The organism is Rhizobium rhizogenes NBRC 13257, from assembly GCF_000696095.1.
Classification (GTDB): Bacteria; Pseudomonadota; Alphaproteobacteria; order Rhizobiales; family Rhizobiaceae; genus Rhizobium; species Rhizobium rhizogenes.
Genome location: NZ_BAYX01000009.1, coordinates 1 through 11,852, shown reverse-complemented (window position 1 = coordinate 11,852; position 11,852 = coordinate 1). Strand labels below are relative to the sequence as shown.

Here is an 11,852-nt window from a genome sequence, read left to right as displayed (position 1 = left end):
CTCCCCCTCAAGGGGAGGGTGGAGATCGGCCCATGAAGTTCAATAGGCTTCGTCTCGTCGGCTTCAAATCCTTCGTGGAACCAGCGGAATTCGTCATCGAGCGCGGTTTGACCGGCGTTGTCGGCCCGAACGGCTGCGGCAAGTCGAATCTTGTCGAGGCGCTGCGCTGGGTGATGGGCGAGAATTCCTACAAGAACATGCGCGCCTCTGGCATGGACGACGTGATCTTCTCCGGCTCCGGCAACCGGCCGGCGCGCAACACCGCGGAAGTCGGCCTCTATCTCGACAATAGCGATCGCACCGCGCCCGCCGCCTTCAACGACAGCGATGAAATCCAGGTCACGCGCCGTATCGAGCGCGAGCAGGGTTCGCTCTATCGCATCAACGGCAAGGAGGCCCGCGCCAAGGATGTGCAGCTGCTGTTTGCCGATGCGTCGACCGGCGCGCGCTCGCCGTCCATGGTCGGCCAGGGGCGTATCGGCGAGCTGATCCAGGCGAAGCCCCAGGCCCGCCGCCAGCTTCTCGAAGAGGCGGCCGGCATTTCCGGCCTGCATTCGCGCCGGCATGAAGCGGAGCTGCGCCTGCGCGCCGCCGAAGGCAATCTCGAGCGTCTCGACGACGTGACCTCGCAGCTCGAAAGCCAGATCGAGAGCCTGAAACGTCAGGCCCGTCAGGCCAACCGTTTCAAGACACTGTCCGCCGATATCCGCGCCCGCGAGGCCATGCTGCTGCATATCCATTGGGTGCAGGCCAAGGAGGCGGAAGCGGAGGCCGACAGCGGCCTCAACCAAGCAACCGTCCTGGTCGCCGAAAAGGCGCAGCTGCAGATGGAGGCGGCGAAGGCGCAAGGTATTGCCAGCTTCAAGCTGCCGGAGCTGCGTGACGACGAGGCAAAGGCCGCAGCCGCGCTGCAACGGCTGCAGTTTGCCCGCAATCAATTGGAAGAAGATGCCAATCGCATCCTGCGCCGTCGCGACGAGCTGACCCGCCGGCTGGCGCAACTGGGCGAGGATATCCGTCGTGAGGAGCGTCTTGTCGCCGACAACGCCGCGATCCTGGCCAAGCTCGACGCAGAAGAAGCCGATATTGCCGATATCCTTGCGGATTCCGGCCGGCTTGCCGAGGAGACGCGCGAGGCTTTCGAGGAGGCCGCGTCCAAGCTTGCAGATAGCGAAGGCATCTTCACCGCGCTGACGGCCGAACGCGCCGAGGCCGCCGCCGCGCGCAACCAGCTCGAACGCGCCATTCGCGATCTTGCCGATCGCAAGCTGCGGCTGGAACGCCAGATGGACGAGGCGAACCGTGAGCTGTCCGCCATCGACGAGAAGATGGCCGTACTGCCGGACCCCGGCGAAAAGCGCGATATGGTCGAAACCGCCGAGGGCGTCGTTGCCGATGCCGATGCGGCAATCCAGCGCGTCGAGACGGCTCTTGCCAAGGCTCGCGAAACCGAAGCTCTATCGCGCGCCCCGGCCGATCAGGCCCGCTCGCGGCTGAATGCCCTGGAAACGGAAGCGCGCACGATCTCGAAGATGCTGGCAGCGGGCGCCGCCTCCGGCACCTTCGCGCCGGTTGCCGAAGAGCTGCGTGTCGATCGCGGCTTCGAGACCGCGATTGGCGCGGCGCTCGGTGATGATCTGGAATCGCCGCTGGATCCGCAGGCACCCGCGTACTGGTCGGACAATGGCAGCGGCACCGCCGATCCCGTCTTGCCGGAAGGCGTAAAGCCGCTGATTTCCCATGTCGGCGCACCGGCTGCCCTGACGCGTCGCTTGCGCCAGATCGGCCTTGTCGCGGCCGGGGATGCCCTGCGTCTCATGCCGGCGTTGAAGCCGGGACAGCGGCTCGTGACCAAGGAAGGCGCCGTCTATCGTTGGGACGGGCATGTGACCGGGGCGGATGCGCCCAGTGCCGCGGCCCTGCGGCTGGCGCAGAAAAATCGCCTTGCCGAGCTTGAGGCCGAGGCCGAACTTGCGCGCGATGTGTTGCATGAGGCTGAAGAGCGTCTGGCTGCAGCCGGTGAGGCAATCCGGGCAGAGGAAGGCCGCCTGGCTGTTGCCCGTGATGCCAGCCGCCTTGCGGCTCGCCATCTCGCTGAAGCCCGTGAAGCCCTGGTTGCGGCCGAACGCGCCTCCGGCGATCTGATCCGCCGCCGGGATATCATCACCGAGGCTGTCAGCCAGCTGCAGGCGCAGATGGAAGAAGTGACGGTGCAGGATGAAAATACCCGCATTGAACTGGAAGACGCGCCCGATCTGACGGCTATCGATATCAAGCTGCGCGACCAGCAGGCGGAAGTTGCGACCGATCGCGGCGTGCTGGCCGAGGCCCGCGCCCGACATGAGGGATTGAACCGGGAAAATGAGGCCCGGCAGCGCCGTATCCTGGCGATCCAGCAGGAGCGCGACGGCTGGCACCAACGTGCCGCCAGCGCCGAGGAGCATATCCAGACCCTGCGCGACCGCGAGGAAGAGGCGCGCGATGAAGCCGCCGAGCTTGACCTCGCCCCGGACGAATTCGACGACAAGCGCCGCGCGCTGATGAATGAGTTGCAAAAGGCCGAGGAGGCCCGTCGCGCCGCGGCCGACCGCCTGGCCGAAGCGGAAATCGTGCAGCGCGACGCCGACCGGCAAGCGACGACGGCCCTGTCCGAACTGGCGGAAAGCCGTGAAAAGCGCGGTCGTGTCGAGGAGCGGCTGGTGTCGGCTCGCGAGCGCCGGCAGGAGAGCGAGCTGCGTATCCGCCAGGCGCTCAATGTCGAACCGCACGAGGCGCTGCGGCTCGCCGGGCTGGCGGTGATGCAGGATATTCCCGATCCTCGCGAGATCGAGCGTGAGCTGGAGCGGCTGAGGATCGAGCGCGAGCGCCTGGGCGCTGTCAACTTACGGGCCGAGGAGGAAAGCAAGGAGTTGACCGAACGGCTACAGGCCTTGATCAAGGAGCGCGATGACGTTATCGACGCCATCCGTAAGCTGCGCGGCGCGATCCAGAGCCTCAACCGCGAAGGCCGTGAACGGCTGATTGCCGCTTTCGATGTCGTCAACGCGCAATTCCAGCGGCTGTTCACTCATCTCTTCGGCGGCGGCACGGCCGAACTGCAACTGATCGAATCCGACGATCCGCTGGAAGCGGGCCTCGAAATCTTAGCCCGCCCGCCGGGCAAGAAGCCGCAGACCATGACGCTGCTTTCCGGCGGTGAGCAGGCGTTGACGGCCATGGCGCTGATCTTCGCCGTGTTCCTCACCAATCCCGCGCCGATCTGCGTGCTGGACGAGGTGGACGCGCCGCTCGACGACCACAATGTCGAGCGCTATTGCAATCTGATGGATGAGATGTCCGCCTCGACCGAGACACGCTTCGTGGTCATCACCCATAATCCCATCACCATGGCGCGCATGGATCGCCTTTTCGGCGTCACCATGGCCGAGCAGGGCGTTTCCCAGCTCGTCTCCGTCGACCTGCAGACCGCCGAGCGGCTGCGAGAAATAGCCTAAGCGCATTCTCCCGACTGGAAAGAGAGAAAACTGTTTCCATATCGACAAGAAATTGCCGCTTCGGCTGCCGTACAGCTACAAAGCGTGATAGTTTTGTTTTCGATCAATAATACGTGGCGCTGAACCGCCCGGAAGGGAAGCATGTCTGGGTCTGATGGCAGTATTTTCGATATCCTCGGAATACTCGCCGTATTGTTTCTTGTGGCAGCCAATGGATTTTTCGTCGCCGCCGAGTTTTCTCTCGTGTCCGTGCGACGCAGCCGCGTGACAGAGCTGGTCGCCGAAGGGCGGATGAACTCCAAGGCGCTGCAAAAGGCGGTCGACAATCTCGACGCCAATCTTGCGGCCACGCAGCTTGGCATCACCATCTCCTCGCTTGCGCTTGGCTGGGTCGGTGAACCCGCACTCGCCCATCTCCTTGAGCCGCTTCTCGCTTTTCTGCCCGGCTCCTGGGCCGCTGCCGGATCGCATGCCGTCGCGGTTGCGATTTCCTTCATCATCATCACCGCCTTGCATATCGTGCTTGGCGAACTCGCGCCGAAGAGCCTGGCATTGCAGCGCAGCGAAGGTACGGCGCTGAGTGTCGTGCGGCCGCTCGGCCTCTTCCTCTTCCTGCTTCGCCCGGCGATCACGGTGCTGAATGGCCTCGGCAATCTGGTTCTTCGGCTTTTCGGTCTGCGGCCGGGCACCGGCGAAGGCTCGCTGCATTCGCCGGCGGAAATCAAGCTTCTGGTCGCCCAAAGCCAGGAAGCCGGTCTTTTGGAGCAGGCGCAGCAGGAACTGGTCGAACGCGTTTTCAACATCGGCGACCGGGACGTCTCCGACATCATGACGCCCCGGCTGGAAATCGATTGGATCGATGCCGACGACACGCCCGAGGAGATACAAAAAACCATTCGGGAGAGCCGTTTCGAACAGCTTCTCGTCAGCCGCGGATCGATAGACGAGCCGATCGGCATGGTCTTGAAGAAGGATCTCCTCGATCAGCTTCTGAACGGCAAGCCGCTCGATCCGATGGCGGTCATTCGCCAGCCGCTGATCGTCCACGAAGCAACCGCCGTCTTCAAGGTGCTGGAAAGCTTCAAGCGCGCGCCTGTCCGCCTTGCCATGGTCATCGATGAATATGGCAGCCTGGAGGGGATCGTCACGCAGACGGACCTCTTGGAGGCCATCGCCGGCGATCTGCCTGACATGGAAAACGAGAGCCCGGATGTCGTCGAGCGCGCGGATGGTTCGCTGCTGATGGAAGGCATGATGCCGGCCTACGACGCTTTCGAGCGGCTCGGCCTGCGCGATCGCTCAGAAGACAGCAACTTCCACACGCTCGCGGGCTTTGCGCTCTATCATCTGGGCCATCTGCCGGACGTCGGCGAAAGCTTCACATTCGACGGCTGGCATTTCGAGATCATCGATCTCGACGGCATGCGGATCGACAAGATATTGGCGCGGCGGGAGCCGGGGGCTTAGCGGTCTTTGAGACCTACTCCTCGGTGGTCAATCGTATTTCTCTTCCGCCGTGGAATATTCGCATGATGGTGACGGTGTCGTCCTTGGTCCGAAAGGCGATGGTTGCCCTATGGCGATATCCCACCGTGCGAAGGCCAGGGCTGATGTCCTCGTGGCGCGTGCCGCGTTCCGGAAAAGTCTCGAATGCGGCGCAGTAGTCAATCAGGCGATCGATATAGTCGCGGGCGACGCGTTCGCCCGCTTCGGGCAGCAGATATTCATAGAGTTCAGCTAGATCGGCTCGTGCATCTACGTCGAAAACGACCGTATATTTCATGCGCGAGAGGTCTTTTGTCCGCTTCGCGCATCAATATGTGCATGGAGCTGTTTCCGGGTCTCCTCGACAGAAAGGCCGCGACCGGGGTCGGTGTCATGTGCCTGGATGGTTGGCACGACCTCTTCGCGCAGCCATTTTTCGACAGCGGCGTCGCGTGCGGCGAGCGCACGCAGACCATCGCGGATCACTTCGCTTTCGCTGGCATATTCGCCGGACGAAACCTTGCTTTTCACCATCTGCGCCATTTCCAACGGAAGTGTGATGCTAAGGGCTTGGGTCGTTCTCATAGCGATCTCCTTATCGAGCTTTTCTAGCACAGAGTAGGATTTAATCCTATCGGATCCTTGAGAAAGTGCGGATAAACCAGACTACAACCGATATTTATTGTGCAGCGCAACAATTTGCCGCATTTGTCGATTTTCTTTTCCGTCTCAATGAATTAAGTTCAGCTTAAGGAGTTGGACGGGGGAAAATGACCAAGTGGGTTTATACATTCGGCGATGGCAAGGCCGAGGGTCGCGCTAGGGATTATGAGCGGCTCGGGGGGAAGGGCGCCAATCTTGCCGAGATGTGCAGCCTTGGCCTGCCGGTTCCGCCCGGCCTGACGATCGTGAGCGATGCCTGCGCTTTCTATTACAAGAACGGCCGCAACGTTTCGGATGAGCTGAAACCGCAGGTCATGCAGGGGCTGAAGCAGATGGAAGCGATCACCGGGCGCAAGTTCGGCGATACCGCGCAGCCGCTGCTCGTCTCCGTGCGCTCTGGCGGGCGCGCCTCCATGCCCGGCATGATGGATACCGTCCTCAATCTCGGCCTCAACGATGCCACGGTGCAGGCGCTCGGCCACGATGCCGGCGATGCCCGCTTTGCCTGGGACAGCTACCGCCGCTTCATCCAGATGTATGCCGATGTCGTCATGGGTCTCGACAACGAGGTTTTCGAGGAGATCCTCGAGGACGAGAAGGCCCGTCTCGGCCATGAGTTCGATACCGATCTGTCCGCCGTCGAATGGCAGCATGTGGTCTCGCTCTACAAGACCGTTATCGAAGAGGAACTCGGCGAGGCCTTTCCGCAGGAACCGGAAGTGCAGCTTTGGGGGGCGGTCAGCGCCGTCTTTTCCAGCTGGATGAACCCGCGTGCGGTCACCTATCGCCATCTGCACAATATTCCCGAAGCCTGGGGCACGGCGGTCAATATCCAGGCCATGGTTTTCGGCAATCTCGGCAATTCGTCGGCGACCGGCGTCGCCTTCACCCGCAATCCATCGACCGGCGAGAAGGAGCTTTACGGCGAATTCCTCGTCAATGCACAAGGCGAAGATGTCGTCGCCGGCATTCGCACGCCGCAGAGCATCACCGAGGCTGCCCGCATCGCTTCCGGCTATGATCGGCCGTCGATGGAAAAGCTGATGCCGGAGGCCTTTGCCGAATTCCGCCGCATCTGTACCCAGCTTGAAACGCATTACCGCGACATGCAGGATCTGGAGTTCACCATCGAGCGCGGCAAGCTCTGGATGCTGCAGACCCGCGCCGGCAAACGCACCACCAAGGCGGCGATGAAGGTGGCGGTCGACATGGTCGACGAGGGCGTGATCACCGAGGATGAGGCCGTCTCGCGCATCGAGCCCTCGACGCTTGACCAGCTCCTGCATCCAACCATCGACCCGCGCGTCCATCGCGAAGTCATCGGCTCCGGCCTTCCAGCTTCGCCGGGGGCGGCCACGGGCGAAATCGTCTTTACTGCCGAGGAGGCGATCGCTGCCGAGGAGGAGGGCCGCAAGGTCATCCTCGTGCGTATCGAGACCAGCCCGGAGGATATTCACGGCATGCATGCCGCCGAGGGGATACTCACCACGCGCGGCGGCATGACCAGCCATGCGGCGGTCGTCGCCCGCGGCATGGGTCTGCCCTGCGTCGTCGGCGCCGGCACCATGCGCCTTGACATGCGCAACGAAAAGCTAATCGGCATCGGCATTACCCTGAAGAAGGGTGACATCATCACCATCGACGGTTCCGCCGGCCAGGTGCTGAAGGGCGAGGTGCAGATGATCCAGCCGGAACTCTCCGGCGATTTCGGCCGCATTATGGAGTGGGCCGACCGCTCGCGACGCATGACGGTGCGGACCAATGCCGATACGCCGGCGGATGCACGCGCCGCCCGCGCCTTCGGCGCCGAGGGCATCGGTCTTTGCCGCACCGAGCATATGTTCTTCGAAGGCGATCGTATCCATGTGATGCGCGAGATGATCCTTGCGGAAGGCGAGGAAGGGCGCCGCGCCGCCCTCGACAAGCTCCTGCCGATGCAGCGGCTCGATTTCACAGGCCTATTCACCATCATGCACGGCCTGCCGGTGACCATCCGTCTGCTCGACCCGCCCTTGCACGAATTCCTGCCGAAGACGGACGAGGAGATCGCCGAGGTCGCCGGCATCATGGGCATGGAGCCCGCCATCCTGCGCCAGCGGGTCGACGCACTGCATGAGTTCAACCCCATGCTCGGCCATCGCGGCTGCCGGCTGGCGATTTCCTATCCCGAAATCGTCGAGATGCAGGCCCGTGCCATCTTCGAGGCGGCGGTTGCCGCCGCGAAGGAGACGGGTGCGGCGGTGGTTCCGGAAATCATGGTGCCGCTGGTCGGTCTGCGTTCCGAGCTCGATTACGTCAAGGCGCGGATCGACGAGGTCGCCGGTGCCGTCATGACCGAAGCCGGCATGAAGATCGACTATCTCGTCGGCACCATGATCGAGCTGCCACGCGCAGCACTTCGCGCCCATATCATCGCCGAAGCGGCCGAGTTCTTCTCCTTCGGCACCAACGATTTGACGCAGACGACTTTCGGCATGTCGCGCGACGATGCTGCCGCTTTCATCCCGACCTACCAGCGCAAGGGCATCATCGAGCATGATCCCTTCATCTCGCTGGATTTCGATGGCGTGGGGGAACTGATCCGCATCGCCACCGAACGTGGCCGCCGCACCCGCAACGACATGAAGCTCGGAATCTGCGGCGAGCATGGCGGCGATCCCGCCTCGATCCATTTCTGCGAGGAGATCGGGCTGGATTATGTGTCCTGCTCACCCTTCCGCGTGCCGATCGCCAGGCTCGCGGCGGCACAGGCGGCCATCAAGGCCAGGATCTGACACTCACGCGAGTGGCGGCGCGATCAACGCCGCCAGTAGCCGCGATGATGATAATAGCGCGGCCCGATGACATAGGGCGGTCCCCAGAAGAAATCGTCATTGCTTTCCATGAAGGCACGCTGGTCGGCGCGGCGGCTCAAATCCTGATTCATCATGCAATTCGCAAAATTCTGCGTGCCGGGCCTGAAGCCGTAGCCGCTGCATCTCGACTGGTCCGCCGCTCGGATCTCTTCCGCCGTCTGGCAACCGGATAGGAGCAAGCCTGTGGCTATGAGGAGGAGTGCCGGAGAAATACGCATGGCCTGATGTCCTGGATTGAGATGTGCAGGCAGAGATCATAATGCCGTGCGGCAGGGCGCGAAAGGCCTGTCGCACGGCTAAAAACGTTCAGGCGGCGTCGTCCAGCCTTTCCGGCAGGCGTTGCAGCAGATCGACGAAGGCATCGGTGAAGCTGAGCAGATGCTCGGTTTCTTCACTCGGCTCCAGCACGCGAATTTCCGCTCCGTCCAGGTCGAGCGCCGCGAAGATGATCCGCATGTTCTCTCCGCCCTCCGGTATCCACAGAACGGCCAGCCGGCGGTATTCCGATATCAGTCCGGTGGCCGGAAGATCGAACAGGAGTTCGCCGCCCACAGCTCTGGCGGCGGTTCGCACCGCTTCGCAAAATCCCGCTTCCCCACCGGAAAAACCATCGAGCGAAAGCTCGAGTTCCAGCAGTTCGAGCGGCAGGGCAGGCTCGCTGGCATCGGCAGCCACGCCGGTCGATGCAGGCGATGGCTTGGCGGCGATGTCGGGCGATTTCTTCGTTCCCATCTCCTCAAGTCCTTTCATAGCCACGGTAAAACACGAAAATCATGGCCTTTTTTCGGAATTTAAGCAAGTACTCACGTTTTTGTGCTAGGCGATACCAAATCGGCTCGCAGTCGAAGCTTGTTTATCCGTGCCGCGACATCCGATTTATTTTCGCCGTTTCTTGCTCTAAACATGGGATCAGCCCCAGGGATTCGGTTCATCCGCTTTCCGATCCGACGCGCCGACGAGCCCTTGATGACCATTCGTTTCGACCGTCCCGTTTCGCATGCCGCCCGCGCCGCGCGCCTGATTGCTTCCTTTGCGCTGGTGCTGTGCGGGGTGATCTTGATCGGCCATCGGTTTGGGCCGCTGGAAACACCTTATTTCGTTCTGCTGCTGCTGGTTTCGGCCGGATTCGCCGCGTTTGCGGTACTGCTTGCGGTCATTGGCCTCACGCAGCTCTGGCGGATGGCTGCGCTCGGCGGCGTTTCGGCCGTCAAAGCGCTGATCTATGCCGCGCTGCCGCTGGCGATCGTCGGCGTTGGTGTCGAGCGCTACTGGAGCCGGCCGGCGATCTATGATGTGTCCACCGATGTCACTGACGCTCCGGAATGGCTGGCGACGCCGGAGGCCAAGCAACTCTGGCTGCCGGCCAGGCGGCTTGTGACATCAGGGGATCGCGAGGCGCAGAATGTCGCCTATCCCGCGCTCACCAGTCGCCGTTATGAGGGGGCGTCCGACCGCGTGCTTGAAGCCGTGCGCAAGGTCGCCAGTGACAATCACATCACCATCGTCAAGGTTGAAGGCACCGATTTGGTCGATCCGAACGGCGATCAAAGACCGCGCCGTCGCACGCCCCGGCAGCGCCCGAGCCCGACGGCGGATGACAGCGCCGTCACCGATATGCCCGATATCATCCCGGTGCCGACGCCGCGCCCCTATCGCGACGGCGTAGCCGATCTCATCCGCCAGAATACCGATGTCGTCTTGCAGGGGCAGACCCGCACCCGCATTTTCGGCCTGCCTTTCGATGTGCTGATCCGACTGCGCGAGGAGGCGGAGACGACATTGGTCGATGTCCGCGTCGCCTCGCGCTACGGTCAGGATGATCTCGGTATCAGCGCCGATATCGCCGAAAGCTATTTGAAGGCGCTGGACGCCGAGCTCCTGGGCATTGCCGGAAGTTGACCTGGTTTAGGCGGGCCTGTAAGCCCCGAGCAGCGCCGGCGGCCCGTCCGTCAGCACCTGACCCTTTTCCACCAGATCCTCCAGATGCGCCAGCACCGACAGGGCGGCGGCGCCATGCAGGCGCGGGTCCGTGTCGCGGTAGATGGCCTTGACCATGTCGGGGATCAGCCGGTCGCCGGCCTTGATGCGCTCCAGCACGGCGCGCTCGCGCATGCGCCGGTGGGTTCGCAGGCCACGCATGAAGGAAGCGGGCTCCTTCACCGGGCCGCCATGGCCGGGCAGAAACAGGCGGTCGTCACGGGCAAGCAGTCGCTCGAGCGAGGCCATATAGTCGGCCATGGAGCCGTCCGGCGGCGCGACGATCGTCGTTGCCCAGGCCATGACATGGTCGGCGGAAAAGACGACGCCGCTGCCCTCTAGCGCGAAACAGGCATGATTGGCCGTATGGCCGGGCGTCAGAAGCGCGGTCAGCTGCCAACCGTCCCCCGAGACGCTTTCTCCATCGCCAAGCGTGATATCCGGCCGAAAATCCGTGTCCGAACTCTCGGCGAAAGGATTGACCTCACCCTCATGCAGGGGCCGCGCCGCCCGGTGCGGCCCCTGGCCGACCGTCAGCGCCCCCGTCGCCTCCTTCAGCCGCTTGGCGAGCGGCGAGTGGTCGCGATGGGTGTGGCTGACGAAGATATGCGTGACCTCGCGCCCCTTCAGCGCCGCCATCAGCGCGGCAAAATGCTCTTCATTCTCCGGACCGGGATCGATGACTGCGACCGACGAGCCGCCGACGATATAGCTGTTGGTGCCGTGAAAGGTGAAGGCGCTGGGATTGTTGACCGTCATCCGTTCGATGCCGGGCGCAACCGGCACGGCGCGGCCGTAGGCGGCCTCGAAGGCAAGATCGAAGTCTGGATTGCTCATGATCGCTTGTATTCGACCTCTATGAAGGACATCGGCTCGGAGCCGGCATTGACCACATTATGCTCGACGCCGGCTTCCCGCCGATAGGCCGCGCCCTTGGCAATGTCGACGCGCCTGTCTCCGCTCGGCTCCTCCAGCAGGAACTGGCAGTCGGTCATCGGCACCACGACATAGCCGAGGCCATGGACATGGTGGCCGGTATCGGCGCCCGGCTCGAAATCCCAGCGGGTAATCCGCACGACATCATCGTCGACAAGCACGGTGGGGACAGCGGGCGGGCGGGCACGATACTGGCTCATTGGGTCTCCTGATGGGATTTGGGGATGACAAGACCTAGCATAGCCACTTGGGAAGCGGATAAAAATATGCGCTCACCTATAACTTAATGATTGTGAGCGGATGCGACCTTTGCTAATCAGGCGGTGATTTGGCGCGGATCGTCGCCATGTCACTCTGGTGGGGCGTAGCCAAGCGGTAAGGCAGTGGTTTTTGGTACCGCCATCCCTGGTTCGAATCCAGGCGCCCCAGCCATTGCAATTTT

At 62.7% G+C, this 11,852-nt stretch carries 10 protein-coding genes and 1 tRNA gene; 5 read left to right on the top strand and 6 right to left on the bottom strand.

Annotated elements, in window-relative coordinates:
* Positions 1-32: 32 nt before the first annotated feature.
* Together RRH01S_RS20810 and RRH01S_RS20805 are read left to right on the top strand one after the other, a co-directional pair.
* Positions 33-3,494 carry a chromosome segregation SMC family protein gene (locus RRH01S_RS20810; RefSeq protein ID WP_042474076.1) on the top strand — a complete coding sequence of 1,154 codons (3,462 nt, stop codon included), beginning with the start codon at positions 33-35 and terminating at the stop codon, positions 3,492-3,494.
* A gap of 141 nt (positions 3,495-3,635) precedes the next feature.
* The gene (locus RRH01S_RS20805; protein WP_007693837.1) at positions 3,636-4,961 is read left to right on the top strand and encodes a hemolysin family protein; all 1,326 of its coding nucleotides are present in this window, start codon (positions 3,636-3,638) and stop codon (positions 4,959-4,961) included.
* Positions 4,962-4,974: 13 nt separating this feature from the next.
* Here the strand turns inward: RRH01S_RS20805 and RRH01S_RS20800 are convergent, their stop codons facing one another.
* Together RRH01S_RS20800 and RRH01S_RS20795 are read right to left on the bottom strand one after the other, a co-directional pair.
* Entirely contained in the window at positions 4,975-5,277 is a 303-nt protein-coding gene (locus RRH01S_RS20800; protein ID WP_042474073.1) for a type II toxin-antitoxin system RelE/ParE family toxin, read from the bottom strand.
* Positions 5,274-5,564, bottom strand: coding sequence for a type II toxin-antitoxin system ParD family antitoxin (locus RRH01S_RS20795; protein WP_042474071.1), 291 nt, complete (start codon positions 5,562-5,564; stop codon positions 5,274-5,276). The genes RRH01S_RS20800 and RRH01S_RS20795 overlap by 4 nt, the downstream gene beginning before the upstream one ends.
* Positions 5,565-5,749: 185 nt before the next feature.
* Here RRH01S_RS20795 and ppdK point away from each other — a divergent pair, with 185 nt between their 5' ends.
* A complete protein-coding gene (ppdK, locus tag RRH01S_RS20790; RefSeq protein ID WP_042474067.1) occupies positions 5,750-8,416 on the top strand; it encodes a pyruvate, phosphate dikinase in 2,667 nt (888 codons plus the stop codon).
* Between the two features lie 23 nt (positions 8,417-8,439).
* On the opposite strand, the gene RRH01S_RS20785 is transcribed toward ppdK, so the two are convergent.
* Together RRH01S_RS20785 and RRH01S_RS20780 are read right to left on the bottom strand one after the other, a co-directional pair.
* Entirely contained in the window at positions 8,440-8,715 is a 276-nt protein-coding gene (locus tag RRH01S_RS20785) for a hypothetical protein (protein ID WP_007693831.1), read from the bottom strand.
* Positions 8,716-8,803: 88 nt separating this feature from the next.
* Entirely contained in the window at positions 8,804-9,229 is a 426-nt protein-coding gene (locus RRH01S_RS20780; RefSeq protein WP_007693830.1) for a hypothetical protein, read from the bottom strand.
* A gap of 234 nt (positions 9,230-9,463) precedes the next feature.
* Here RRH01S_RS20780 and RRH01S_RS20775 point away from each other — a divergent pair, with 234 nt between their 5' ends.
* Positions 9,464-10,396 (top strand): DUF1499 domain-containing protein, encoded by a 933-nt coding sequence (locus tag RRH01S_RS20775; protein WP_042474064.1) that lies wholly within the window; start codon positions 9,464-9,466, stop codon positions 10,394-10,396.
* A 6-nt stretch (positions 10,397-10,402) separates the two neighbouring features.
* Here the strand turns inward: RRH01S_RS20775 and RRH01S_RS20770 are convergent, their stop codons facing one another.
* Both RRH01S_RS20770 and RRH01S_RS20765 read right to left on the bottom strand, forming a co-directional pair.
* A complete protein-coding gene (locus RRH01S_RS20770; RefSeq protein ID WP_042474061.1) occupies positions 10,403-11,311 on the bottom strand; it encodes an MBL fold metallo-hydrolase in 909 nt (302 codons plus the stop codon).
* Positions 11,308-11,610, bottom strand: a complete 303-nt coding sequence (locus RRH01S_RS20765) for a cupin domain-containing protein (protein ID WP_007693827.1) — start codon at positions 11,608-11,610, stop codon at positions 11,308-11,310. Before RRH01S_RS20765 ends, RRH01S_RS20770 begins: the two co-directional genes overlap by 4 nt.
* A gap of 158 nt (positions 11,611-11,768) precedes the next feature.
* Between RRH01S_RS20765 and RRH01S_RS20760 the strand changes: the two genes are divergently transcribed.
* Positions 11,769-11,842 (top strand) — tRNA-Gln (locus tag RRH01S_RS20760).
* Positions 11,843-11,852: the final 10 nt, after the last annotated feature.

Bases quoted from the DNA above. Each gene is read 5' to 3' on its own strand.
- RRH01S_RS20805 (WP_007693837.1), top strand. From the start codon at position 3,636: ATGTCTGGGTCTGATGGCAGTATTTTCGATATCCTCGGAATACTCGCC.
- ppdK (WP_042474067.1), top strand. From the start codon at position 5,750: ATGACCAAGTGGGTTTATACATTCGGCGATGGCAAGGCCGAGGGTCGC.
- RRH01S_RS20765 (WP_007693827.1), bottom strand. From the start codon at position 11,610: ATGAGCCAGTATCGTGCCCGCCCGCCCGCTGTCCCCACCGTGCTTGTC.
- RRH01S_RS20810 (WP_042474076.1), top strand. From the start codon at position 33: ATGAAGTTCAATAGGCTTCGTCTCGTCGGCTTCAAATCCTTCGTGGAA.
- RRH01S_RS20795 (WP_042474071.1), bottom strand. From the start codon at position 5,564: ATGAGAACGACCCAAGCCCTTAGCATCACACTTCCGTTGGAAATGGCG.
- RRH01S_RS20775 (WP_042474064.1), top strand. From the start codon at position 9,464: ATGACCATTCGTTTCGACCGTCCCGTTTCGCATGCCGCCCGCGCCGCG.
- RRH01S_RS20770 (WP_042474061.1), bottom strand. From the start codon at position 11,311: ATGAGCAATCCAGACTTCGATCTTGCCTTCGAGGCCGCCTACGGCCGC.
- RRH01S_RS20785 (WP_007693831.1), bottom strand. From the start codon at position 8,715: ATGCGTATTTCTCCGGCACTCCTCCTCATAGCCACAGGCTTGCTCCTA.
- RRH01S_RS20780 (WP_007693830.1), bottom strand. From the start codon at position 9,229: ATGGGAACGAAGAAATCGCCCGACATCGCCGCCAAGCCATCGCCTGCA.
- RRH01S_RS20800 (WP_042474073.1), bottom strand. From the start codon at position 5,277: ATGAAATATACGGTCGTTTTCGACGTAGATGCACGAGCCGATCTAGCT.